This window comes from Corynebacterium halotolerans YIM 70093 = DSM 44683, assembly GCF_000341345.1.
Lineage (GTDB): Bacteria > Actinomycetota > Actinomycetes > Mycobacteriales > Mycobacteriaceae > Corynebacterium > Corynebacterium halotolerans.
In genome coordinates this window covers 592318-616761 of the sequence record NC_020302.1, presented here as the reverse complement: position 1 = coordinate 616761, position 24444 = coordinate 592318, and the positions used below count along the sequence as shown (strand labels likewise).

22 protein-coding genes and 1 pseudogene are annotated in these 24444 nt (G+C 69.4%); 11 read left to right on the top strand and 12 right to left on the bottom strand.

Annotated elements, in window-relative coordinates; translation table 11 throughout:
- Nucleotides 1–47: 47 nt before the first annotated feature.
- Nucleotides 48–995 (bottom strand): LysR family transcriptional regulator, encoded by a 948-nt coding sequence (locus A605_RS02925; protein WP_015400011.1) that lies wholly within the window; start codon nt 993–995, stop codon nt 48–50.
- Between the two features lie 133 nt (nt 996–1128).
- Between A605_RS02925 and A605_RS02920 the strand changes: the two genes are divergently transcribed.
- Nucleotides 1129–1332 (top strand): ferredoxin, encoded by a 204-nt coding sequence (locus A605_RS02920; protein ID WP_015400010.1) that lies wholly within the window; start codon nt 1129–1131, stop codon nt 1330–1332.
- 2 nt (nt 1333–1334) lie between these two features.
- Nucleotides 1335–2465, top strand: a complete 1131-nt coding sequence (locus A605_RS02915; protein WP_027004241.1) for an NAD(P)/FAD-dependent oxidoreductase — start codon at nt 1335–1337, stop codon at nt 2463–2465.
- Nucleotides 2466–2540: 75 nt separating this feature from the next.
- Here the strand turns inward: A605_RS02915 and glmS are convergent, their stop codons facing one another.
- Nucleotides 2541–4418: a glutamine--fructose-6-phosphate transaminase (isomerizing) gene (gene glmS / locus A605_RS02910; RefSeq protein ID WP_015400008.1), complete on the bottom strand. Its 1878-nt coding sequence runs from the start codon at nt 4416–4418 to the stop codon at nt 2541–2543.
- Between the two features lie 131 nt (nt 4419–4549).
- Here glmS and A605_RS02905 point away from each other — a divergent pair, with 131 nt between their 5' ends.
- Nucleotides 4550–5395 (top strand): poly(ethylene terephthalate) hydrolase family protein, encoded by an 846-nt coding sequence (locus A605_RS02905; protein WP_027004240.1) that lies wholly within the window; start codon nt 4550–4552, stop codon nt 5393–5395.
- Between the two features lie 9 nt (nt 5396–5404).
- Here the strand turns inward: A605_RS02905 and A605_RS02900 are convergent, their stop codons facing one another.
- The 10 genes and pseudogenes from A605_RS02900 to eccCa form a co-directional block, all read right to left on the bottom strand.
- Nucleotides 5405–5641, bottom strand: a complete 237-nt coding sequence (locus A605_RS02900) for a hypothetical protein (protein WP_034990529.1) — start codon at nt 5639–5641, stop codon at nt 5405–5407.
- Nucleotides 5641–7134 (bottom strand): hypothetical protein, encoded by a 1494-nt coding sequence (locus tag A605_RS02895; protein ID WP_015400005.1) that lies wholly within the window; start codon nt 7132–7134, stop codon nt 5641–5643. Before A605_RS02895 ends, A605_RS02900 begins: the two co-directional genes overlap by 1 nt.
- A complete protein-coding gene (locus A605_RS02890) occupies nt 7131–7430 on the bottom strand; it encodes a hypothetical protein (protein WP_015400004.1) in 300 nt (99 codons plus the stop codon). Before A605_RS02890 ends, A605_RS02895 begins: the two co-directional genes overlap by 4 nt.
- 101 nt (nt 7431–7531) lie before the next feature.
- Nucleotides 7532–8875, bottom strand: coding sequence for a phosphoglucosamine mutase (glmM, locus tag A605_RS02885; protein WP_027004239.1), 1344 nt, complete (start codon nt 8873–8875; stop codon nt 7532–7534).
- A 209-nt stretch (nt 8876–9084) separates the two neighbouring features.
- Nucleotides 9085–9624 carry a 30S ribosomal protein S9 gene (gene rpsI, locus A605_RS02880; protein ID WP_015400002.1) on the bottom strand — a complete coding sequence of 180 codons (540 nt, stop codon included), beginning with the start codon at nt 9622–9624 and terminating at the stop codon, nt 9085–9087.
- Nucleotides 9621–10064 (bottom strand): 50S ribosomal protein L13, encoded by a 444-nt coding sequence (gene rplM, locus A605_RS02875; RefSeq protein ID WP_015400001.1) that lies wholly within the window; start codon nt 10062–10064, stop codon nt 9621–9623. The genes rpsI and rplM overlap by 4 nt, the downstream gene beginning before the upstream one ends.
- 367 nt (nt 10065–10431) lie before the next feature.
- Nucleotides 10432–10719 (bottom strand): WXG100 family type VII secretion target, encoded by a 288-nt coding sequence (locus tag A605_RS02870; RefSeq protein ID WP_015400000.1) that lies wholly within the window; start codon nt 10717–10719, stop codon nt 10432–10434.
- A 62-nt stretch (nt 10720–10781) separates the two neighbouring features.
- A complete protein-coding gene (locus A605_RS02865; protein WP_015399999.1) occupies nt 10782–11099 on the bottom strand; it encodes a WXG100 family type VII secretion target in 318 nt (105 codons plus the stop codon).
- 149 nt (nt 11100–11248) lie between these two features.
- Nucleotides 11249–12310, bottom strand: coding sequence for a type VII secretion-associated protein (locus A605_RS02860; protein ID WP_015399998.1), 1062 nt, complete (start codon nt 12308–12310; stop codon nt 11249–11251).
- A gap of 3 nt (nt 12311–12313) precedes the next feature.
- Nucleotides 12314–15694, bottom strand: a pseudogene (gene eccCa, locus A605_RS02855) (type VII secretion protein EccCa); the annotation flags it as partial.
- 31 nt (nt 15695–15725) lie between these two features.
- Between eccCa and A605_RS02850 the strand changes: the two are divergent.
- From A605_RS02850 to A605_RS02820, 8 genes are all read left to right on the top strand, one after another.
- Nucleotides 15726–17189 (top strand): recombinase family protein, encoded by a 1464-nt coding sequence (locus tag A605_RS02850; RefSeq protein WP_015399996.1) that lies wholly within the window; start codon nt 15726–15728, stop codon nt 17187–17189.
- A 278-nt stretch (nt 17190–17467) separates the two neighbouring features.
- Nucleotides 17468–17692 carry a hypothetical protein gene (locus tag A605_RS02845; protein ID WP_015399995.1) on the top strand — a complete coding sequence of 75 codons (225 nt, stop codon included), beginning with the start codon at nt 17468–17470 and terminating at the stop codon, nt 17690–17692.
- On the top strand, nt 17689–17859 hold the full coding sequence (locus tag A605_RS15465; protein WP_154653281.1) for a hypothetical protein: 171 nt from the start codon (nt 17689–17691) through the stop codon (nt 17857–17859). The genes A605_RS02845 and A605_RS15465 overlap by 4 nt, the downstream gene beginning before the upstream one ends.
- A gap of 356 nt (nt 17860–18215) precedes the next feature.
- Complete coding sequence (locus A605_RS15920) at nt 18216–20747, top strand: bifunctional DNA primase/polymerase (RefSeq protein ID WP_015399994.1); 2532 nt, start codon at nt 18216–18218, stop codon at nt 20745–20747.
- 924 nt (nt 20748–21671) lie between these two features.
- Nucleotides 21672–22253 (top strand): BRO-N domain-containing protein, encoded by a 582-nt coding sequence (locus A605_RS16005; protein WP_015399993.1) that lies wholly within the window; start codon nt 21672–21674, stop codon nt 22251–22253.
- 44 nt (nt 22254–22297) lie between these two features.
- Complete coding sequence (locus tag A605_RS02830) at nt 22298–23413, top strand: hypothetical protein (RefSeq protein WP_015399992.1); 1116 nt, start codon at nt 22298–22300, stop codon at nt 23411–23413.
- 51 nt (nt 23414–23464) lie between these two features.
- A complete protein-coding gene (locus tag A605_RS02825; protein WP_015399991.1) occupies nt 23465–24061 on the top strand; it encodes a hypothetical protein in 597 nt (198 codons plus the stop codon).
- Nucleotides 24058–24444, top strand: a complete 387-nt coding sequence (locus A605_RS02820) for a hypothetical protein (protein ID WP_015399990.1) — start codon at nt 24058–24060, stop codon at nt 24442–24444. Before A605_RS02825 ends, A605_RS02820 begins: the two co-directional genes overlap by 4 nt.

Below are 24444 nucleotides of genomic sequence, written 5' to 3'. Positions count from 1 at the left end.
TGGGTCACAGTAAAGCGCGCCCACGCCCATCGGACAAATGAATGTTCCTAATCTTCATTATTCGGCCACTGCATGTCACAAGCCCGCAGGAGCAGATCCCGCAGCCATTCCCGGAAAGCGGCGTCACCCAGCCAGGGGTTCCACACGGTGTCCACCCCCAAACCGAGCAACGGAAACGGGAAATCCGCGATGTAGAGCGGGTGGTTGTGCGTCATCCGCTCGACGGCGCGGCGGCGGTGCAGGCCGATCTTGCGCACCCCGGCGACGAACTGCGGCAGCAGGAGGTAGTCGTTGACCCGCACCTGCACCTTCACGTCCACGCCCCGGTGCCGGAGCACCTCATAGGGGCGCGTCAACCGCTCCGAGTCGAGCGCCACGTGGGGCCAGTCCTGCAGCCGGGAGATCACGTCCCCCTCCAGCAGCTCGGGGGTGCCGCCGATGACCACCCACTCGTCATCGAAGAGCCGCTGGCGGGGATGTTCCGTCTCATACCCCTCCGCCAGCAGCAGGACATCCGCCCCCTGTTCGAGGAAGACCGCGTCGGAGGTGTCGGTGGTGGCGATGATCCGCAATCCCATCCGCGGCGCCTCCTCCTCCAGCAGGTGCGTGACGGCGCGACCGAGAATGTAGGCCATGGTCGGCGACATCGCGATCGTCACCGTGCGCTGGCTCCGTTCCGGGTCGAAGGCCTCACCACCGAGCAGCCGGGAGGCCCGGTGCAGCAGTTCACGCAACGGCCCCAGCAGCCCCTGCGCCCGCGGGGTGAGCACGCTGTGCACCCCCTGGCGGATGAGGATTTCGTCGCCGAAGAGCTTCCGGATGCGGCGCAGGGCGTGGCTCATCGCCGGTTGGGACAGTCCCACCCGGTCGGCGGCCCCGGTGACGGAACGTTCCTCGAGGATCGCATGGAGGGAGACGAGCAGATTCAGGTCGACGGTGGCGAGATTAACCCCGAAGGTGCGGGATGACGTGGGGAGTTCCCGGAAGTTATTCATGTCAGGAATGTTAGTCATTTTGTTTATTCATTAGACAGATTATCCGGAATCTGCGAGGCTCGACCCCACAGAAGCATGACGGGCATCACACTCCCCGCCCTGCCGGACACCTTTTCACCCAGGAGGACCCATCATGGTCGCCGACCACACCCGCATCGAACTCGACCGCCCCCGCTGCGAGGGCCACGGCCTCTGCGAGGAGGCCGCCCCGCACCTGATGCACCTCGATGACGAGGGCGAGCTGATCCTCGACGTCACCGAGGTCGACTCCGGGGATCTGCCGGCCGCCCGGGACGCCGTCCGCGTCTGCCCCGTCGCCGCCCTGAAGCTGGTGTGACCATGGACCACATCATCATCGCAGGCAACGGTGTCGCCGGTCTGACCGCCGGCGACACACTCCGCCGCCTCGGCTTCGAGGGCGAACTCACCGTCATCGGCGAAGAGCACCACGCCACCTACAGTCGCCCCGCCCTGTCCAAGGCGGCGCTGGCCCCCGGCGATGAACTGGCCGTCAACTTCCTCCCCGACGCCACTCACGGCGGCACCGAACTACTGGGTCGCTGCACCACCGGCCTCGATCCGGAGAAGCGGACCGTCACCCTCGACGACGGCACCGAACTGTCCTACGACGGCCTGGTCATCGCCACCGGCACCCACGCCCGGCGCTTCACCGGCAGCGCGCGCGAGTTCACGTTGCGCTCGCTCGACGACGCCGTGCAGCTGCGGAAGCGGCTGGAGTCCCGGCCGCGGGTCACGGTCATCGGCGGCGGTCCCCTCGGCATGGAGGTCGCCTCCGGCGCCATCGGGCTGGGCTGCGCGGTCACCCTCGTCCACCCGGGCACCCCGATGCTGCCGCACATCGGCCCGCTGCTGGCCGGCGTGCTCACCGAGGCCGCCCTCGAGCACGGCCTGACGCTGGTCGACGACTTCGTCGCGGAGGTCCGCGAGACCGCCGAGGGCATGGCCGTCACCCTGGCCTCCGGGGCGGAACTCAGCTCGGACGTGGTCATCTCCGCCGCCGGCGACATCCCCAATGACGGCTGGCTGCGCGACTCCGGGCTGCTTGTCGACGGCCGTCTGGTCACCGACGGGCGCTGCCGGGTGCGCGACAACATCGTCGCCGCCGGTGACGTCGCCTGGCTGGACGGGGCGGACGGCCCCCGCCGCAGCCCGGTCTGGACCAGCGCCATCGAACAGGCCAAGACCGCCGCCGCGGCCCTGCTGACCGGCGACGAGGCCGAATCGCTGAGCTTCCAGTCCTACTTCTGGACCGACCAGTGGGGCATGAACCTCAAGATCAGCGGGCCCATCCCCCACGGCGACGAGCAGCCGGTCGTCGTCAAGGGGGACCTCGCCGAGCGCTCCGCCGTCCTGCACTGGCCGGGACAGGGTTCAGCCGCCGCGCTCAACATCCGCATGCCGATCCCGCGGCTGCACAAGCTGGCCCAGTCCGAGCCGGCCAGCGTGTAGCCGGGTCACGGTACGCAACGAGGGACGGGGATGACCCGGTGGTCGTCCCCGTCCCTCACGACGTCGCTACGCGGGCTACTCCACGGTGACGGACTTCGCGAGGTTGCGCGGCTTGTCGATGTCCTCGTTGCCGCACTCGCGGGCGATGTCGGCGGCCAGGAACTGCAGCGGGACGGTCGCCAGCAGCGGCTGCATGATCGTGGAGGTCTGCGGCAGGCGGATCAGCCAGTTGGCGTACGGCTCGACGGCGGTGTCGCCCTCCTCCGCGATGACGATCGTCTTCGCGCCACGGGCGCGGATCTCCTGGATGTTGGAGACGATCTTCGAGTGCAGCAGCTTCACGCCGCGCGGGGACGGGACGATGACGACGACCGGCAGGTCATCCTCGATCAGGGCGATCGGGCCGTGCTTGAGCTCACCGGCGGCGAACCCCTCGGCGTGGATATAGGCCAGCTCCTTGAGCTTGAGCGCGCCCTCCAGCGCGATGGGATAGCCGACGCCGCGCCCGAGGAAGAGCATGGTCTGGACGGCGCCGAGGAACCCGGCGATCTCCCCGACCTGGTCCTTGACCTCCAGCAGCTCCTCGATCTTGGCGGGGATCTCCTCCAGGGCGTCCCAGATCTCGCGGATCTCGTCCGGGTACTTCGTGCCCTTCGCCTGCGCCAGGGCCAGACCGACGATGTAGTTCGCGGCGACCTGGGCGAGGAAGGCCTTGGTGGAGGCCACCCCGATCTCCGGGCCGGCGTGGGTGTAGAGCACGGCGTCGGACTCGCGCGGGATCTGTGAGCCGTTGGTGTTACACACCGCCAGCACCTTCGCGCCCTGGGTCTTGGCGTGGCGCACGGCCTCGAGGGTGTCGGCGGTCTCGCCGGACTGGGAGATCGCCAGCACCAGGGTGCGCTCGTCCAGCACCGGATCGCGGTAGCGGAACTCGGAGGCCACCTCGATCTGGACGGGGATGCGCACCCAGTGTTCGATGGCGTACTTGGCCAGCAGGCCGGAGTGGTAGGCGGAGCCGCAGGCAACGACGAAGACCTGGTTGACGGACTTCAGGTCGGTCTCGGACAGGTGCTGCTCGTCGAGGATGACACGCCCCTCGCTGAAGTGGCCGGCCAGAGTGTCGCGCACGGCGGCGGGCTGCTCGTGGATCTCCTTCAGCATGAAGGAGTCGTAGCCGCCCTTCTCGGCCGCCGCGAGATCCCAGTCGATGGTGAACGGCTTGCCCTGCCCCGGCGTGCCGTCGAAGTTGAGGACCTCGTAGGAGTCCTTGGTGATGACCACGACGTTGTCCTGTTCAAGCTCCACGGCGTTCTTCGTGAACTCGATGAAGGCGGCGACATCGGAGCCGAGGAACATCTCACCCTCGCCGACCCCGACGATCAACGGGGTGGAACGGCGGGCGGCGATGATCTGGTCCGGGTGGTCGGCGTGCATGAACAGCAGGGTGAAGGCGCCCTCGAGACGGCTCAGGACGTGCAGGGCGCTGGCGCGGAAGTCACCGGCGGTCCCGCCCTCGTTGTAGGCGCGCGCCAGCAGATGGGCGGCGACCTCGGAGTCGGTCTCGGAGGTCAGCTCGATACCCGCGGCCTCCAGCTCGGCGCGCAGCGGGGCAAAGTTCTCGATGATGCCGTTGTGGACGATCGCGGCGCGGCCGTCGAAGGACAGGTGGGGGTGGGCGTTCTCGTCGGTCGGGCGACCGTGGGTGGCCCAGCGGGTGTGGCCGATGGCGGTGGTGCCGGCCAGATTCTCCTCGCCGATCTCCGCGATACGATCCTCGAGGTTCGCGAGCTTGCCGGCCCGCTTCACCATGGTGACGACCCGCTGATCCTGCTCATCGGTGCCCGCCACCGCGATACCGGACGAGTCGTACCCGCGGTACTCCATACGGCGCAGCGCCTCGAGCGCAAGATTCAGCCCCTGTCGTTCACCGACATATCCAACAATTCCACACATGGGAAACAGCATAATGTATGACCACTTCTCTGACCGAGCGTGAAATTCCGGGGATTTCCTCCGGTCGGGTTCTCCGGCGCCGCGGCGTTCATCGTGCGTGGGAACAGTCCTCTTCCACTATCGTGGAGGACGTGTCTGAGAATCTGAAGAAGCACCTGGCGAACCTGTCCAAGCGCGGCCCGCACCGCGTGCTCGTCGGCGACCTCGGGTACGCCGGTCTCAAGGGGAAGATCTACACCCCCGCGGAGGGCAAGCGGCTGCCCGCGGTGGCTTTCGGACACGACTGGACGAAGCCGGTGGCCAAGTACCGCGCCACCCTCCGCCATCTGGCCAGCTGGGGGATCGTCGTGGCCGCCCCGGACACGGAGACCGGTTTCACACCGGACCACCGCGGCTTGGCCGCCGACCTCGAGACCGCCCTGCAGATCGCGGCGGGCGTCAAACTCGGCAACGGCAACGTGACCGTCGGCCCCGGTCGCCTCGGCATGATCGGACACGGCATGGGCGGCGGCGCCGCGGTGCTCGCCGCGGCCAACAACAGCAAGGTCCAGGCCGTGGCCACCGCCTACCCCGCCGCCACCGCCCCGCCGGCGGAGATCGCCGCCCGCTCCATCGACGTGCCCGGCCTGGTGATCGGCTCCGGGCAGGCGGGCCTGGTCGAGGCGGGCAACCCGGCCAAGCTCGCCTACAACTGGGCCGGCCCCGTCGCCTACCGTGAGATCGAGAACGGCAACCAGCAGGGCTTCTCCGAGGACACCCTGTTCAAGCTGTTCGTCGGCCTCGGTCGACCGCAGACCGCCGCCCAGGACTCCGTCCGTGGCCTGCTCGTCGGCTTCCTCCTGCACCAGCTCGCGGGAGAAAAGGAGTACGCCGGATTCTCCGCCCCGCTGGCCGAGGCGAAGAAGATCACCAGCTACACCGGTGAGGAGCTCGCCGAGAAGGCCGGTCCCGCCCGCGACGACGCCCTCCCCTTCTGATCCTTCTGATCAGCCGCGTTTGAGTATTCCCCGGACCTCACCGTGACCCGGTCCGGGAGGCCGCGGCCGGCGGTGGACCACCGGGCCCGGCTGTCCCGCCGCCGGGGGACGTTGCCGGGCCCGGCTCTGCTCTGTCTGCGTGGCCCGCTCCATCCGGTTCTGTGCGCGGGCCAGGGCCGCCTCGAAGTCGAGCATGCGCTGCGCGGTCCGCTCCCGGAACTGCCGGGAGAACTCCTCGAACTCCATCACCACTGCCCCGCCTTCCTGGCCCCGCCGGTGTGCAGCGCGGGTTCCGGCTCAGGTGCCGGAGGTGGTGGCGGTGGCGCAGGGGCAGGTGGCGGATCCACCTGGGTGGTGGCCGGGGCGGTCTCGACGGGCACGGCTGCGGGTGCCGGTTCAGCCGCCGGAGGTGGTGCGGCAGCGGGCACATTCTGTTTCGAGGGTGGTGGCGGCTCCGGGACCTCCGCCAGGTCCTCCGGGGGCGGTGGCACCTCGGCGGCCTCGGGCTCTGGTGCCGGTTCAGGCTCTGGTTCAGGCTCGGGCACCGGTTCGGGGACCGGGGCATCGATGAGCGCGCCCTCCAGCGCGGTCGCCAGCATTCCGAGACCCAGCAAGGCCACACCGACGCCCAGGACACCGAGAACTCCGCAGCAGGAGGTGCGCTCAGGACAAGGCTCCGCAGCGTCGGGCTCGGGAGCGGAGTCCTCCGGGCAGGGCGTCGTCGGTTCAACGGGATCCGCCGGGGGAACCGGTTCCGGCTCAGGCTCCGGCTCCGGTTCAGGTTCCGCTTCCGGCTCCGACGACGACGGGGTGATCGGTGCCTCGGGTGGGCAGTCCTCCTTCTCCGGTGCCGGCTCCGGCTCGACCGGAGGTTCCGGCTCCGGCTTCGGCTCCGGTTCCACCGACTGCGGGGTAGTGGGCACCTCGGGCGGGCACTCCCCCTCCGGCACAACCTCAGGTTCGACAGGCTTCTCCGGCACGGGTGCCGGCTTCGGCGCCGGTCCCGGTGTCGGCGGTTCCTCCGTACCGGCCGCAGGTGGCCCCGGTTTCTCCGTTCCCGGGGACGGACCCTGCTGCCCAGGCGGGCAAGCCGGTTCGGGCGCCTCCGTGACGCGGCACGGCCGGGCGCAGACCTCCTCTCCGCGGGAGAGGAACTCGTCCAGACAGCCCGTGACGGCCTCGTCGCGTTCCCGGCAGCAGTCGAGCACGGCCCGCCCGGCGTCGTCGATCAGGTTCGCACCGGTGCGCACGCACTCATTGAACTCATTCGGGTACCGCTCCGGGTCCATCTGGGAGAGGAAGACGCACAGCTGGTCGATGACGGTGCGCAGAGTGGCGAGAATCTCGGCGATACCGGTCTCGGAGGTGTCCTGGATGTCGGTGAGGGCGTCGGACGCCTCCTCCGCGGAGTCCTCCAGCTGCGCCGAGTCGGAGCGGTTGTCGAACCAGTCGGTCGCGGCGTCGATGAGCTGGTTGAGCAACGCTCCCAGCACCACCTGCGCCAGCAGCCGTCCGATGGCCGGCAGGATGGCGCCCAGATTCGAGGGATCGCTGGAGCCGACCGCGGCGCGGGTGTTCTCCAGCAGCGCCGCCGGGTCGAGTCCCTCGGTGGCCCGCAGGGCGGAGTCCAGGGCGGCACCCGTCACGGCCGGGCCCTGGTAGAGGCCGCGCGAGGCCTGCCGGAAACTGGTCACCGCCCGGTCGTAGTCGCCGGCCAGCAGGGTCGGTGCCGTGGTCACCGGCGCCTCCCCAGGGTGGCGGCGAAGTCCGTGTCGGTCTCGCGGAAGACCCGCACCTGGGCGCGGGCGGCGTCAGCGGTGGCCGTCACGGCGTCGATACGTTGCCCGCCGACGGCGTGCAGGCGCTGCAGCATCTGCGCGATGGCCGCGCCCCGGTCCCCGAAGTCGCGCCCGGCGGCCGAAGCGGCCAGTTCCGGTGTGCGTGCCTGGTGCACGCGGCGTTGTTCGGCACCGTCGGTGACCATCCGCGACAGCTCCCTCAGCGCCGCCGCATGGTCGAGAACGATCTCGGACATGAGAAATCCCCCTTGGCTCCTGACTGTGGCACCCACCCTGTCCGGGTCGGCGGTCACCACTGTTGGACTGTGCCGGAGGGGGATGAGGTTCCCGGGGTCTCCTACACGGCGGCCACGACGGCGGCGAGACGGCCCGCCACCTTGCGGGCGGACTCCTCCTCGGCGGCCTCGACCATCACGCGGAACAGCGCCTCGGTGCCGGAGGGGCGCAGCAGCACCCGGCCGGTGTGGCCGAGTTCGGTCTCGGCCTCCGCCATCGCCGCGGCGACACGATCGTCGCCCATGACGGCGCTCTTGTCCGGGACGGGCACGTTGATGAGCACCTGCGGCAGGACCGTCATGACCCGGGCGAGCTCGGCCAGGGACGAGCCGGTCTCCGCCATCCGGGCCATGAGCTTGAGACCGGAGAGCGTGCCGTCACCGGTGGTGGAGTGGTTCGGCATGACGATGTGGCCGGACTGCTCGCCGCCGAGGCGGAAACCGCCGGCGTTGAGTTCCTCGAGGACGTAGCGGTCGCCGACGGCGGTGTGGAGGATGTCGATGCCCTGCTCCTCCATCGCCAGCTTCAGCCCCAGGTTGCTCATGACGGTGGCCACCAGGGTGTTCTTGCGCAGCTCCGACTTCTCCTTCATGCCCACGGCCAGGATCGCCATGATCTGGTCGCCGTCGACGACGTTGCCGTCCGCGTCCACCGCCAGACAGCGGTCGGCGTCGCCGTCGTGGGCCAGACCCAGGTCGGCGCCGTACTCGACGACGGCCTTCTGGATCTGCTCGATGTGGGTGGAACCGCAGTTGTCGTTGATGTTGTAGGCGTTGGGCTTGTTGTGGATGGCCACCACCTCGGCGCCCGCGGCGGCGTAGGCCAGCGGGGCGACCTCGGAGGCTGCGCCGTTGGCCGTGTCCACGACAACTTTGATGCCGGTCAGGTCGGCCGGTGCGGACTCCCTCAGGTGGGCAAGGTAGCGATCCTGGGCGTCCGGGGACTCCTCGATGATGCGGCCGACGCCCGTGCCGGTCGGCCCCTGGCCGTTGAGCTCCACCATGGCGGCCTCGATCTCGTCCTCCACCGTGTCGGGCAGCTTGCGCCCGCCCGAGGAGAAGAACTTGATGCCGTTGTCGGGCATCGGGTTGTGGGAGGCCGAGATCATCACGCCCAGATCGGCGCCGTAATCGTCGGTCAGGTAGGCCACGCCCGGGGTCGGGATGACGCCGACGCGCAGGACGTCGACGCCGCGTGAGGCCAGGCCGGCGGACAGGGCGGCCGCGAGCATCTCCCCGGAGACGCGCGGGTCACGTCCGACGATCGCGGTGGGCCGCAGTTCCGTGGACTTCCGGTCAGCGGTGAGCACGTGGGCGGCCGCGGCCCCCAGCTTCATGGCCAACGGTGCGGTCAGGTCCTTGTTCGCCAGGCCGCGAACGCCGTCAGTTCCGAAAAGTCGAGTCATGGCCTCCATTATCACCCCTGGCGTTCTTCCCACCACCCGGGGCTGGCCGGATTCAGAAAGGTTTAAGGAAAACAACCGTCCACGGGGGCTTTCCCCGGGGAGAACGTGGCACAGCCGCCGCCTGTCGACGTCGCGGAAGGACCCCGGAAACGGCGAATGCCGCCCCACGGAACGTGGGACGGCAATGCGCGGCAGCGGAAAGCGAAAGCTTAGCGCTTGGAGTACTGCGGGGCACGACGTGCCTTGTGCAGACCGGCCTTCTTACGCTCGACGGCGCGGGCGTCACGGGTGAGGTAGCCGGCCTTCTTCAGGGCGGCACGGTCAGCCGGGTTGTAGGTGTTCAGCGCACGGGCGATGGCCAGGCGCAGGGCACCGGCCTGACCGGTCGGGCCGCCACCGTGGATGGTGGCCTTGATGGCGAACTGACCCTCACGCTCGAGCAGGTTCAGCGGGGAGAGGATCGCCTGCTGGTGCAGCTTGTTCGGGAAGTAGTCCTCCAGCGAACGGCCGTTGCAGGTGATCTCACCGGAACCGGCGACGAGGTGCACACGGGCGATGGCGCGCTTACGACGGCCGACGGTCTGGATCGGGCCCTCGTGAACGATCGGGGCGGTCTCCTCGACCTGCTCCTCGGCCTCCGGGGCGACAGCGTCACCGATGGTGTAGCTGAACTCCTCGGTGGCTGCGGCGGCAGCGGCGATGTCCGCGGCGTCGGCAGCGAAGTCTTCGGTGTTGTTCGGTTCGGTCACTGGGCCACCTGCTTGATCTCGTAGGTCTCGGGCTTCTGGCCGGCGTAGGGGTGCTCGGAGCCGGCGAAAACGTGAAGCTTCTTGGCGGAGGAGTTGGAGAGCTTGTTGTGCGGCATCATGCCCTTGATGGCCTCCTCGACCACGCGCTCCGGGTGCAGCTCGAGCGAGCGACCCAGGGTCATGGTCTTCAGACCACCCGGGTAGCCGGAGTGGCGGTAGCGCATCTCGCGCTCACGCTTGTTGGAGGAGATGTGGACCTTGTCGGCGTTGATGACGACAACGTGGTCGCCGCAGTCGACGTTCGGCGCGAACTGGGGCTTGCCCTTGCCACGCAGCAGGTCTGCGGCGTGGGTGGCGAGTCGGCCCAGCACCACGTCGGTGGCGTCGATGACGTACCACTTACGGGTGATGTCACCGCTCTTCGGGTGGTAAGTAGACACTAATGACTCCTTGAAAGTCTGTCTGGGGGCTGCCGGCCAGCGGCGTGTGGTCACGGATGCACCCTCGGCGGCCGGTGGAGACCCAAGAGCGCGGCTATCCGGCAACGATCACCGGAATACACACACAACGTCGCAATTCTACTGCACCGGAGCCCCACGACCAAAACCGCCCGCACCAGGGAAAGCTCCTGGTGCGGGCGGGAAAGCAGGTACCGGGTGCCACCGGCGGTGGGCGGCCAGCCCAAGCCGCGGCCGTCCGGCACGGTGCGTCCGCCCCGCCGACACAGGCTCACCGTGTCGGGGACATGGGTTCCGTGCCGGGGGCCTCACCGCCGCGCGGTGGCCCGGAAGGGTGACCCGTGTGGCATCAGCCCCAGCTGGCGGCGGCCATGCGGTTGACGTCGCTCATGCGGTCGTTGCCTTGCTGGACGGTCCGGGAGATGGTGGACAGGATGACGTTGAGCTCGGCGGCGGCGTTGTCCCACTTGGCCTGCGCGGCGGCGTACGCCGAGGCGGAATCGCCCTCCCAGGTCGCGACCATCGGCTGCAGCTGGGACTTGAGGTCGTCGAGCAGACCGTTGATGCGGCCCGAGGTGGCGTTGATGTCGCCGGCGGCGGCCTGGATGGCGCCGAACTGGTACTTGATTGCGTCCATGTCGTGCTCCTTGTTCTGGTGTGTTGGTGTGGCCGGACGGATTCCGCGACCGGCTGGAGGGCCTAGAGGGCCAGGCCCTGGCCGCCGACGGCGTTGAAGGCCTGTGCGTTCTGCGCCTCCATGCCCTCGAAACTGCGGGCGTTGTGGCGGATGTTCTCCGAGATGCTCAGCAGCGCCTCCCGGAGTTCACGCGCGGAGGTGTTCCACCGCTGCATGAGATTGTCGAAACTGACCTGCGCCGAGCCCGCCCAGCTGGCGCGGACGCCGTCGACGACGCCCTGCAGCCGGCTCAGCTCGCCCTGCACCTGGTCGTTGGTGTCGTCCACGCGGCCGGCGGTGGCCACCATGACATCGGCTTCGGTCCTGAACAGTTGAGACATTCGTGTTCGCCCCTCCTCGAATGAAGTGTGGTTTCACGGCGCCGGGGCGTCTCCCCGGCACTCCCCCGAAAAAGCCGGTTCCGGCCTTCTCACCTTCTTGGACTGCCGACGACCCCCGGCGGTTCCCGGTGCGGGACAATCCAGTCGGCTCATCCCGTCATGGACAGGCTCTCCACGGCCATGCGGCAGGCGGCCTGCTGCGGCAGTGTCGGGGTGGTCCGGGTGTGGCAGCCGACGCTGAACTGGTGCCCGGCCGCCACCCAGGTGGACCAGGCGACCTCGGAGCCGTCGCCGGGAAGTTCCTGGTAGACCAGCACCTCGTCGCCGCGTCCGGGGTCCTCGTCGCGGTGGAACCCGTCGAGGGTGGGGTCCTCGGCGACCATCGTCTCGATCTCCCGGTGCACGGCCTCGGCGGGGACGTTGTGGACGGGATCGGCGGCCAGGTGGATGCGTAGGTCGGGGTCGTCGCCGGTGGCCAGCAGGGCGTCACCGCGGTTGTCGACGTGGAAGCCGACCGGGGCCGCCAGCCGCAGGCCGGAGTGCTCGAGCACCACCCCGGCGGAGGGCTCGGCCGCGTCGTCGGGCTCCTCGCCGCCCGGTGCGGGGTCCGGCGCGGTGGGATCTTCGGCGGCCGCCGCCTCCCCCGCCCGTTCCCCCGGTCCGGGGTGGGCGGCGATCACCGCGTCCGGATCCTGTCCCGGCGCGGGCCTGCCCGACTGGTTGTCGATGGCCCACCAGCTCACGGCCCCGACCGCGACGATGACGGCGACGATCGCCAGGTGGAAGGGGTGCAGGCCGAGCCGGGCGGCGAGTCCGCCGCCGTGGAAGCGGTGGCGCCCGCCCGTGGTGGGGCGGGCGATCTCGACCTCGTGGTCCTGGGGTTCGGTGGGCAGGGCGGTCTCGCGCAGCGCCTCGGTGGGGTAGGCGGCCACGCCCTTGTTCAGCAGGGTGCGGGTGAGCAGTTCGGTGGTGGGTTCATCGGCGTCGATGATGATCTCGACCTCGGGCCAGTGCAGGCTGCACAGTTCCTTGGCCTGGTCGATGACGGCGGCCAGTGCCCAGCCCTCGGTGACGCCGGTGCCGGGCAGGTCGTAACGGTAGACGGTGTCGGGACCCTCGAAGATGGTGGCGGTGTCGAGCACCGTGATGGTCAGGGTGTCGGGTGCGGCGGAACCGTTCTCGACGGTCGGCGGGGTCGCGGGTGAGCTCATGGTCTACTCCTCCCCTCCCGCTGCGGCCGGTCCGGTGACCGCCACCTGACAGATGCCGACGGTCTCACCGCGGACCTGCCAGGTGCCCCGCCCGGGTGGCTGGGCGACGGGTCTGATGCCGAAGACGGTCCCTTCCTCCCGGTCGGCGTCGAGCAGCAGCACGGCGGGGGTCTGGTCGCGCACGGCCGACAGGAACGGGGAGAACATGGCGCGGCCGATGCCGCCGGATTTGCGCGCCAGCACGAGGTGGAGCCCGATGTCGCGGGCGTGCGGCAGCAGTTCGGTCAACCGGTGCAGGGACGGCTCGGGCACCAGGTCGAGATCGTCGATGACCAGGTGGATGTCGGGGCCGGACCACCAGGAGCGGGCGGCGAGCTGCTCCGGGGTGATCTCCGGGCCGGGCAGGCGCGCCGTCAGGGTCGTCACGGTGTCGTCGAGCACCTTCTCCGTGGCGGTGGTGGTCGCCGAGTAGGCGGCGACCATGGCTTCGTCGAGTCGGCCCAGCAGGGCGCGTCGGTGGTCGATGACGACCAGGCGGGCGTGGTCCCGGCCCAGCCGGGCGATGCCGGCGGTCAGCGTGTGCAGCAGCGTGGACTTGCCGGAGCCCTGCCCGCCGATGCACACCAGGTGGGGGCTGTCCCAGGCCAGGGTCTCCAGCCGGGGGCCGCCCACGGCGAACGGCACCCCGGATTCCGGTTCCGCCAGTTCGGCGGCGTCGATGTGTCCGGGCAGGACACGCAGGCGCGGGACGGGTGCCTGGCCGGCGTCGTGGGCGGTGGCGGTGATGTGCGCGAGATCCTGGGTGGAGCTGAGCGCGATGAGCATGGTGCCGCCGTCGCCGGTGAGCCCGCGGCCGGGTAGGGCGGGGAGTTTCTGCTGCGCCTTGCGGTCGATCAGGGAGTCCATCGCCTCTCCGAGCTTGAGCTCGAGGCGGTGGGTGATCAGGTCGCGCACGGCCGGGCGCAGGACCGTCCAGCGCGGCGTCGAGATGATCAGGTGCACGCGCGCCGACGGGCCGTCGGCGGCCAGGCGGGTGACCGGATCGACCAGGTCCTCGAAGTCCGCGACCACGGCGTGCCAACCGTCGACGACGAGGAAGGTGTGGCGCTGCTCCGGTTCCTCCACCAGGCCGGTGACCTCGTCGACGATACGCCGCATCCGTTCCGGCTCCGCCCGGCCCGCCACCCCGGCCACGTGGGGCAGCCGGTCGAGCGTGCCGAGCACCCCGCCGCCGAGGTCGAGGACGTAGAAGCGCACGTTGGCGGTGTCGTGGGTGGCCGCCAGCGAGGCGACGATCGTGCGCAGGGCGGTGGACTTGCCGGTCTGGGGCCCGCCGCACACCGCGACGTGACCGCCGCCGGTGGCCAGGTCCACCACCAGCGGATCCTGGCGCTGATGGAAGGGCCGGTCAATGATGCCGACCACGGCCTTCAGCTCACCGACGTCCTCGGCCACCCCGGCCAGCTCGATGACCTCGGGCAGCGGCGGCAGCCAGATGCGGTGGGCGCGCTGCCCGCGGACGTCGGCGGTGACGCGGGCGGCGTCGACGACGGCGTCGAGCAGTGTCGTCGACTCGTCCAGCCGGGTGGGTGTCTCGGCGGTGTCGAACTGGTCCCACCCGGTGAACAGCGACACCCTCCCCTGCCCCGGGGCGGCGGCGACGTCCCGGCGCGGCAGCGGCCCGGAGACGTAGGAGGCCTGGAAGCGGGTGATGTCGTCGGCGTCGTGCTTGAGGTAGCCGGCGCCGGGCTGGGCGGGCAGGTGGTGGGCGTCGACGACGCCGAGGACCTGGCGGGATTCGGCGGCCGAGAAGGTCTTCAGGCCGATGCGGTAGGACAGGTGGGAGTCCAGGCCGCGCAGGCGGCCCTCCTCGAGTCGCTGGCTGGCCAGCAGCAGGTGGACGTGCAGGGAGCGCCCGAGGCGTCCGACGGCGACGAAGAGGTCGGCGAAGTCGGGGTGGGTGCCGAGCAGTTCGGAGAACTCGTCGACGACGATCAGCAGGGCGGGCAGTGGCGCCAGGTCGTCGCGGCCGTTCAGTCGGGCGTTGGTGTAGTCGGTGACGTTGGCGAAGTTGCCGGCCGCCCGCAGCGCCTCCTGCCGACGTGTCATCTCCCCGCTGATGGCGTCGTACATGCGCTCGACCAGGATGGATTCGTCGGCGAGGTTGGTGATCACCGCGGAGGTGTGCGGCAGCGACTCCAGGCCGAGAAAGGTGGCGCCGCCCTTGAAGTCGACGAGCACGAGGTTGAGTTCGTCGGGGCTGTGGGTGGCCGCCAGTGAGACGACCAGCGTGCGCAGGAGCTCGGATTTTCCACTGCCCGTCGCCCCGATGCACAGCCCGTGCGGGCCCATGCCACCGTGGGCGGACTCCTTCAGGTCCAGGCGCACCGGCGCACCCTGGGGCGTGGTCCCGACCGGGACGGCCAGGCGTTGGCGGGACTGCTCCCGGCCCGGCCACATGGTCCCGGCCGTCAGTTGGTCGATGTCGGCGATGCCGAGCAGGCTGAGCAGATCCCCGGACCCGGCGGAACCGGCGCCGGTGTCGGGACGTCGGTAGCGGGTCAGCGCCCGGGCGAGCACCACGACGTCCTCGGTGCGCAGGCGGTCGGGTCGGCCGAGGATCTCCACCCCGGCGGCGGTGTGGACGCTCAGATCCGCCCCGGCGCCGAGCGCCAGGCCCTCCTGCTCCGCGCGCAGCCCGAGCGCCGTCGTCGAACGGGAGCCGACGTCGATGATCGTCGTCCAGGTCGGATCGTCGAGAAAGGCCTCGGTGCCGGTGGTGACCACGTCGTCGACGATGAGGATGCGGTGGGCGGCCTGCTCCGGGGCGCGGGTGTGCGGCAGCCACTTCACCCAGTCCCAGCCCTCCCCCATCACCTGCAGGCCGAGTGTCTCGGGACCGTGGGCGGTGACCAGCTGGGCGACCAGGGCGCGCGCCAGGTCGCCGGCGCCCGGGCCGGAGACGCCGAGGAAACGGAAGGCCTGCAGCTGCACCACCACGGGCATGTCCGGCAGCGTGCCGACGGCGCGTACGATGCGGCGCAGGCTGACCGCGCACACCGGGTCGAGCTCCTCCGGCGCCCCCGGATCCGGGACCTGCACCGGCGTGCACAGCGGGGCGTCGCCGAGCCCGATGCGCACCTCGAGGGCGTCCGGGTCGTCGGCGCCGCGCTCCCACAGGCGGCGGCTGTCGACGCCCGCCCACAGGTCGGTCGGCTCCGGGTGGCGGTGGAGCTCGTGCGCCCGCTGGGCGGCGGCGTTGACCAGGGCCTTCTCCCGCAGGACGGCCAGGTGCCGCAGGTAGGTCCGGCGGGTTTCGTCCACGTCCCGCCCCTGGGGCGGGGAGAACATCATGAGCATCGACATGCCCATCATCAGCGGGAATCAACTCATGGCACTTTGGTAGTTTCAGGCCATGACCACAGATCACGGCGGGCGCGCCGCCATATATGCGCGCATATCGGAGGACCGCCAGGACGGCGCGGGTGTGGCCCGGCAGATAGCAGAGTGCCGGGAGTTGGCCGCCGCCCGCGGCCTGGACGTGGTGGCCGTCCACCAGGACAACAACATTTCCGCGTACACGGGAAAGGACCGGCCAGGTTTCTCCGCCCTCATGGCAGACATGGCCATGGGGCGGGTGGACGTGGTGCTGGCGTGGGCCGTGGACCGTCTGGCCCGGAACACGGAGGACAATGAGCGGTTACTGGTGGCCGCCACGAAATCCAAGGTCCGGATAATCACGGTCCAGGGCGGGGAGGCGGACCTGGAGACCGCGGGCGGGAAGTTCGTGGCCCGTTTCACCGCCCTCATTTCCAGTTACGAGAGCGACATTAAGGCCGCCCGTATCTCCGCCGCCGCCCGGCAACGGGCCACGGCTGGCCGCCCTCCCGGCGGTATCCGAAAGTTCGGTTATTCCAAGGACCACCGCGAACTAGACCCCGTGGAGGCCCCGGCGCTCCGTGAGGCCGTGGAGGCCATCCTGTCCGGGTCCAGTGTGCGCTCCCAGGCCGCCAGATTGAATGAGCGCGGCCTGTTCACCCCGTCCCGGAAACGGAAATCAGACGGAGCGGAGCGGGGCCGGAACCTGTGGCAGACCACCACGCTCCGAAACACCTTGTTGTCCCCGGCTATAGCGGGCCTGGTCAGTTACAAGGGCGAACTATTCCCGGACGTAGAGGCCCAGTGGCCCGCGATCATCACCCCCTCCCAGCACCACGCCCTGGTGGCCCTGTTGACCAATCCGGCGCGGAGGACCAACGGACGAAAGGGCCGCGGGGCCAAGTACCTGGGGTCCGGCCTATTCAAGTGCGGTGGCCAGGGGTGCCCGGACGGTCGTATGGTCACCTCGAAACAGCGCCGGAAGAACGGACACGCCACGGTCTACGTGTGCAAATACTCCCACTCCGATCACGGCCCAGCCGGGGCCAGCCACACGGGCCGGAACGTGGAACTTACGGACCGGACCGTCCGGGAGGTCATCGTGGCCCGCCTGGAGAAAGGCGACATTCAACAGGCCCTGGCGCGGTCCAAGGGCCAGGACACCGCGGAGCTGGTGACGGAGCGGGACACGGTACGCCAGGCCATGGCAGACCTGGCGGAGGCCGTAGGGGCCGGGGCCATGACCGTGGCACAGATGACCGCCGCTAACGCTGGCCTCATGGCGCGCCTGGAGGAACTGAATGAGCGCCTGGAGGCCGCCGACACCACCGGAGTCCTAGCCCAGCTGGACGGGGTGACCTCCCCTAGGGATTACTGGGACTCCGCCGACCTAGAGCGCCGCCGCGCCGTCCTGGACGCGCTGGTGGAGGTGGTCATCCTCCCGGTGGGCCGGGGCCTGCCCGCCGGGCCGGAGTCAATCCAGTTCAACTGGAAAGTGTAGACCCCCCCCCGGACGGGGTGGCCTATTGACATATGGGGTACTAGGGGTACTGCGGATGACCTGGGGATTATCCCAGGTCATTTGTCGTTGCTGGTATCGGAACTAGTTAAGGTCCTAGGGTCTAAATAGCTGCTCCGATAGCGGCAAATTGGACCCGGCCAGCGGTCCCGTTCCTGTTTTCCTGTTTTCCTGTTTTCCGTACATGAGTTGGCCGTACGCCCGGACCTCCGCCCTCCCGTAAGGGCACGGCGGAGGTCCAGAGTGAACAGGAAACACTCATGTCACCGACCTATTTCGACGTGATGGACACGGCCAGGGCCTCCGGCAGACTCACCGCCGCTCGCCGTCACTACCCCAGCCAGGACCACACGGACCTGGAGCAGGACCTGGCCACGGCCCGGATACTGAACTACGCCCGTAAGGTCCTGGGGGACGGCCCCGGCCTCTCCGAGGGCCACGTGGCTATCCTCACCACCGCTCTCCGTGGGGAGGTCCTCCGATGACTTCCACCGCGACGATGACCCCGGCCCCGCCCGCCTCCGTCCCGGAGGACCGCCTGGCCGCCCGTATCTCCGCCTACGCCGCCGGAGTGGTTGCCCAGGCCCCGCCGCTCTCCCAGGAACGGCTGGACCGCGTGGTGGCCGTTATCCGCGCCGGGGGTGCCCGATGACCGCGAACGATAAGCACCCCGCCGGACACACGGCGGACGGTTTCCGCGCCCTGGAAAGTCAGTCCCGGCCGGGAGAGGTAGCGCCGCGGGTGCCGGAGTCCATGGCCCGCTGGGCAGAGACCAACACGCCGGACGGCATAGTTACCCGCCGCGCTCTCCGGGCTAACGCACGCCGGAACGCTGGAGCTGCGGACGTGAGGCGGAATCTCCGCCGGAACATAGAGGGCCGCGGATGACCCGTCCCGGAACCGCCGCCAGTACCTCACACATGAGAAAGTCCCCCACCAGTCCGGTCCCCGGAGGACCACGCCGGACTGGCGGAGGAACTTTCACCCCATCCCAGAAAGGACACCCCCATGGTATCCCATACCCCCACCCCGTACCAGCACAGTGGTCCCACCAGCTCCGCCGCCGACCGCGCCGCCGCCCTCCAGGACGTACTCCGTGAGGCCCCGCGGGTAGATCAGGCCGACCGTGAGACGGTCCTGGCGTGGGCGGCGCGTCTCCAGCGGTTGGGCCTGTACGTGTTCCCGGTCCAGGCTGGGGCGAAACTCCCCGCCACCGGTAAGGGTGGTTTCCGACACGGCACCACGGACCCGGAGACGTTGGCCGCCATGTATACCCAGGGCATGAACCTGGGTGTGTGGCTGGGAGCCAGCGGCCTGGTGGTCATCGACGCGGACACCCCCGCGGAGGTGGAGGCGTACCGCGCCTGGTGGCGTAGCGTCGCCCGCGGAGCCGCGCTCCCGGCCCCCACCGTGGCCACCCCCGGCACCCAGGACGGCCACCACGGCGGTGGGCACTGGTGGACGGTGGCAGACGTAGACCTCCGAGAGGTGCCGGAAATGGACCTGGCCGCGCCCGGCGCGGGGGATGATGAACCCACCGCCACCGCCACGGCTAAGACGGGCGGGCATTACGTGTTGCTCCCCGGCTCCGTGAGGACGGACGCGGCGGACCCGGCTCACCCCACCTACACCGTCACCGGGGAGGTCCAGCACAACCGCGCCGGGACCCCTGGCGTGGTCACCACCGTGGTCCGCGCCAGGGAGAAACAGGCCCAGGACCGGGCGCGTGTCCGTGAGCGTAGCCAGCACTACCTGGAGCACGTCGCCGGGCGCGGCGGGGCCATTGACGAATGGACGGAGGCCACGCCGTGGTCTGAAATCCTGGAGCCTCACGGCTGGGAGCTGACCACCACCCTGGCCCGGTGCGGGTGCGAGAACTGGACCCGGCCCGGTAAGTCGGACGGGTCCAAGTCCGCCACCGCCCATGAGACCTACACCTGTACCGCGGACATGGGAAACGTCCTCAAAGTGTTCAGCGACAACGCCGCCCCGCTGGCCCCGGTCCGCGATACCGGCCAGGGTGGCTATTCCAAGCTGGACGCATACGCCGCCCTGGAGCACGGCGGCGATACGGGCGCGGCCATGGATGACCTGAACATGGTCAGCGGCCAGTTTCTGGACCCGGCGGACGTGGACCCCACCACCTGGCCGGAGGGCTGGGCAGAGAAGTGGGAGCGCGGGCTGGAGACTCTCCAGGCTCACCAGGCCGCGGCCGCGAACCTCCGCGCCGTGGACACGGGCCTGGATGACTCGGAGCTATGGGAGGCGCGCCCCTGGCTGGGAGAGGTTAAGCGGCTGGCCTGGCTTAGAGCCGCGGACCCCTACGCCCTGTTGCTGGTGGTCCTTTCGGAGGTGGCCCTCCGTGTGCCTCCCCAGTACATTCTGGCCTCACCGTCTGACGTGTCGCTCAATCTGTTCACCATGCTCCTGGCCGGGTCCAGTGAGGGTAAGGGCACCACGTCCAAGCTGGGCCGGAAACTGGTGGCCCATGACTTCCGCGGGGAGGTGGAAATCACCAGCATTAACGGCTGGTCCGGCCAGGGCATGGGAAAGGTATTCACCTGGAGGGGAAAGGGTGAACAACCGGATGACTGGAAACCGCCTCACGTCCGTTTCATCGACTCCGAAGCGTCCAAGCTCATTAACCTGGCCAAGTCTGAAAGCTCTACCCATTTCGCAGCCCTTAACGGCATGTTCATGGGAGAGGAACAGGGAGCCGGAAACAGTGAGGAATCCCGTTTCTGGCAGCTGGCCGCCCACACGGGACGGGGGTGTGTCCAGCTGGAGGCCCAGGACCCCGTGGTGGGGCCTCTCATGACCGGTGACGCGCTGGACACCGGACTCACGGCCCGGCTATTGCTGGCCCGGCCCTGGCTCCCGGTGGCGGCGCGCCAGGAATGGAAGCGCCAGCGGGACGCGGGGCTACTGGAGGACCGTCACGCGGACCCGGAGCCGGTGGTCATCGTGAACCCGGACCACTTCCCCCGTATCCGCCGGGCGGACGGCCTGGTCCCGTTCCCCACCGCCCCGGAGGTCCTGAACCTGCTGGAGGACGCGCGGCTGGGTCTCGGAGGTGACCGTGATGAACTCACGGCCCATGAGGGTCTCCGCCGTCGAAAGGTGGCCACGCTCATGGCGATAGCCTCCGGGGAGGCGGAGGTGACCATGGAGTGGTGGCACCTGGCCGGGTACGTCATGGCCAACCACCGCGCCGTTATCCGCCAGTGGCGTAAGGACCACGGGGCGCGTGAGCGGGAGGCCGTGGTGGCGAAACTGGCGGAGGCGGCCAGCCGGGAGGATGAAGCCCGCGCCCAGAAGATGGACGCGGACCTGGACCGGGTGGTGGAGTGGCTCCGCGCCCTGGACCCCCAGCACCGAGACCCGGAGGGCTGGGTGAAATGGTCGCTGGTCCGGTCTAACGGGCCGGGACGGCGGTGGACCAATGACCACCGGGATAAAGTCCGGCAGACGCTGGAGGATGACCCCCGCGTGGAAGTGGAGGAAGTGGCCCGCGGCCACCGCCTCCGGCTTACCGCGTAGGACTCCCGGCCCAGGGTGACACAAGGGTGACAAGGGTGGACAAGGGTGACACCTACGTCCACCCTTTGTTTTCCCAGCTCATGGCCTGTTTTCACCACAAGGGTGGACAGGGTGGACAAAATGACACCCCGCGGGGCGCGGATGGACATTTCTATGTGTTTAACCCGAATATCTATCTATTTTATAAGGTCCACCCGGAGAGATAGGCGGCCGGGCGGAGGTGTGCCCGTTTGTCCACCCTGTCCACCCTTAGCCTAGAAACCACCCACTATCTGGGAGTATGAGGGGTGGACATGCCTGTCACCCTTGTCCACCCTGTCCACCCTGGTGTCACCCCCCCCCCGCTGTGCGCCAGGGAGCCATGTCTCACTACGTCTCACTACCGCGCCGGGACCCAGTGAGACACCAGCCGGGAGCGCCGGGGACCATCGACGCGCCACGCGCCACGGAGAGCGTCCGAGACCATCGACTGGAGTAAGTGTCCGGCGGAGCCGTGAGAGGCCGCTGGCAGACGCGCTGGACGTGGAAACGGACGCGCTGGAGCGGACATGGACAACACCAGCGACAGGACCAGCGAAACGTGGACAACGGAATTTCCCGCGCTCTCTATCCACGGGAACGTGGTTTATGCACTACCCGGCCCGCGTATGACACACTGGCCGGGAGCACAGGGTGGGGGGTACCTCCCCCGCGGACCCCTCATCCCCCCTCCGAGTATTCACATTTCGATGTCTCGTAATACATTTCCCCTGGCTGGTACTACGTAAATCCCCCTGGTCAGAGTGCATAGACCCATGTATAAGGGCCGTTTCTTATGCATAAGGGACCCCCACCGGGGCGGTAGTTCGCCAGACGTGCCAGGCGATACCCGCCCCCGCGGCGGAGACCCCCCAGCCCGTCCCGTTCAATTTCCACGGCCAGGACGTGCGGACGTTCACCATCGACGGCGCGCCGTGGTTTGTCCTGGCAGACGTGTGCCGGGTGCTGGAAATGAGCAACCCCCGCCAGGTGAAATCCCGCCTGGCCAGCGAATATGTATCTACCGTCATTATTAATGACGGTAGCCAGCGCCGCCACGTTACCGCCGTCAATGAGTCCGGCCTCTATGACGTGGTGCTGGACTCCCGTAAGCCCCAGGCCCGTGAGTTCCGCCGCTGGGTCACCTCGGAGGTCATCCCCTCCATCCGCCAGACGGGGAGATACGTGGCCCCCGGCGCGCCCCAGCCGGGCCGGGAGCCGGTCTCCGAGGTCATCCCCACGGCGGTGGCCGGGAGACCAGGCCAGGCCGGGAAACGGGCCGCCCGGGAGGCCGTGCTCAACGTCACAACCCACCAGCCACACTACCCCCGTATGGGTGTAGTTGACGGGGGTGGAATTTACCGCCCTCCCCAGACCATCCTTAGAGGTGGACCGCAGTACCCGTACCCATTCACCAGGCAAAACCGTAACCGTCCGCTACCCCTACATCCTGGCCGGGAAATCGACAAACACGGGGGGTCAAATTAGCGTCAGTTGTGTTCCCATCCCCTGACCTGTAAGGACACCCTACGATGACCAGCACCACGCCCTCCCTGACCCCATTCCAGGACCGCCACGCCGCCGTGGCCACCTCCCTGGCCGCCGTCTCCGTCATCCCGCCCCACGGCCCGGCCATGGTAGAGGCAGACCAAGCCGTGGCCGATAAGCTCCAGGAACTTTCCTCCGCCCTGGCCGCGCCCGCCGTGGAGTCCGTGGCGGATACGGCACGGCGCTGGGCACGCGGGGAGGTAAAGCTGGACACGCTCACGAAAAAGATCACCGCCCCGGCAGTCCGGGAGCGCCACACGGTCTCCGTGCCGGACGATAGCCGCGCCGGGTGGACCACCCACGCCGTGGCTCGCCCGGAGGCCCAGCGATACGCCGCCGCACGTAAGGCCGCCCACGCCGCCCTGGTCGCGGACCTGGACCGCCCGGAGTGGGCCACCACCGCCCTGGTGGAGGCGTGCCGGGAGTCCGTCACCTACGCCATGGAGAACATGGCCGCCGCGGCCCAGGAGACGCTGGAGACCCTCCCCGCGGCGGGCCGGGAGTGGTTGCTCACAGACATTAACGCGCGCCCGGAGAATATCGCCCGCCGCCTGATCGACGGCCAGAGCACTCCGTCCGCCCATATCGACGCTTACCGCGCCACCGCCGCCGCCTGGGCCGCGCTCATGGACGTGCGTAACTCCACCGCCTGGTCCGCGCTGTTCAAAACCATGGCCGCGGGCCGCCCCACGGACCCCCACCGCCCCGGCGGACCGGAGTTCCCGGAGGACCAGTTTGGCAACATCATGGCGGACCCGGCCGCTATCTGGATGGACTGGGAGACCAACGTGGCCATGGCCATGGGCGGTACCGGCGGCATGGCCGGGGTCATCCTCCAGGGCCGGGGTAAGTTCGCGCCGCTGGCGGACCCGCTGGGAGCAGACGCGGACGAGTACATGCGCCGCTGGAGCGTCCGGGAGGCCGTGACGGCCTGGGCAATTTCCAAAAATGAGGACCTGTCCGCCCGCCTGGGCCGCTCCCTCCAGAATGGCCGCGTCCCGGAGCGTCTGCCCCACGTGGAGGGTCCGCTCTACCGCGCCGCCGGTTACTCCAGCCCGGACCAGGCCCTGGCGGTGTACCTGGACCGGGAGCGGGTCTAGACCATGGCGAAACCTGGCCGTGACCCCGGAGTCACGAAGTGGACAGGGCACGTGGACACCTTTGACCCGCTACACCTGGACCGCCACCTCTGTGACGGAGAGCCGGACCCGGCCCGCTACCCCGTCCACCCGGCGGGGACGTGGGAGCGGGCCATGTTGTTCATGTCGCTGGGTTACCGGCCAGCGCGTGAGGACGTGGAGGACCTGGAGCGGTGGTCCCGGCTGGGACCGGGTGAACGTCATACCGCGCTGGCCAAGCACCGGCGCACCATGCGGGCAATCACTACCGCCGCGGGCAAGGAACTGGCCACCGGGGAGGTCGAAAGCTCCACCCGTCTGGCCCGCCGCCTGGCCGGGTACCCCGGAGTACCCCACGCCACCCGGACCATGGCGCTGTTGAAAACAGTTCCCCACGTGCCCCTGGGTGCAATGGGCAGCGGTGGAGAGCTGAGACGGCTGTACCTCCCGCGGGCCAGCGGCTCCCCCGGCCACTTCCTTTCGTTCTCCACCAGGGCACTCCGGGAGTTCCCGGAGGTCTACGCCCAGCGCCGGAGTGCCCAGCGCCGGGACATACTCACCAACTACTGGAGCCAGGTCCATGACGGTCAGCGTCCCGGCCCTGACCACTCCGAAAGGAAATCAGCATGACACCCACACCAGAGGAACTAGCCCAGCTCCGCGCCGACATGGAGGCGGAGGACCGCCGCCGGGAGGAAATGGAGGAACGGCGGAAAGGCCGCGGCCCGGTCACCGATTACCCGCTCCCCGGCTCCGGTAGGGAGACCCTCTCCGAGACCGGCGCGCGTATCTACGGCCGGACCCCGGCGCGCCCGGCGGAGGATGAACTGGCCCGCCGGGTGGACCGGGCCACCGGAGCCACGGCGGACGCGGTGTATGTCACCGAGAGCCGGGAGCCGGAGGTCCCCCGTCGCCGGGCGGTGGACCGCGGACCCTGGCCGGGCGGTGGAGAGGATGACGGCGGGGAGGACCTGGACCAGATAGGCCGCCGTATGTTCCTCCGTACCAGGTAG